The sequence below is a fragment of the Tsukamurella sputi genome, from assembly GCF_007858445.1.
Lineage (GTDB): Bacteria > Actinomycetota > Actinomycetes > Mycobacteriales > Mycobacteriaceae > Tsukamurella > Tsukamurella sputi.
This window is the reverse complement of sequence record NZ_VIGV01000101.1, coordinates 1-614: the sequence shown is the minus strand read 5'-3', so window position 1 is coordinate 614 and position 614 is coordinate 1. Positions and strand designations below refer to the sequence as shown.

The following is a 614-nucleotide window of genomic DNA, read 5'->3' as shown; positions in this document are numbered from 1 at the left end:
CACTGTGACGCGATCACCGAGATGTATGATCTTATCTCCATTTTCAGTCACGCGTTGATCGATATTGGTCATTTTGTTTTCATGATTTATCACGCGCTGATCAATATTTTTAACCGTTTCATTCGTTTGATAGAGCTGACTACCATTGATAGCATCCGTTGAATGTTTTGAGATCTCTCCTTCTGCAACACCCGTTAAGTGTCGAGCGACCGATTCTCCTTTTTGATCGATATTCGCAATATCAAACAGTGTCGCTGCCGTAACGCCCGGCAATCGATTATCAATCACAATCCGATCGCGATCGAGTTTTACAAGCCCCGCTGTTCCTTGAGTAATATTGGCAATATCTGTTTGGTTCTGCTCAATTCGAAGGTCATGCTCTCCAAGCGTCTTCCCGACATATTGAAAGCCGGCTTCAACACCATCTTTAATGCGTCCCGCTTCCTCAAGCCCTAAAGCTTCAGAGTAGTTCGGCTGCTTAAGCGTTCCGCCCGCATCAAAATTTGCCCCGGCACCAAAAGCCGTTTCAATTCCGGTGAACTGCTTGCCGGTGCTTTCGGTAATCCTTGTGATCTGATCCCCAATGTGCTTAATATCCTCCTCATTCACTGTGA

1 pseudogene is annotated in these 614 nt (G+C 45.8%); it reads right to left on the bottom strand.

The annotated features are described in order from the left end of the window. Positions 1-614 (bottom strand): annotated as a pseudogene (locus FK268_RS25995) (hypothetical protein); the annotation flags it as partial.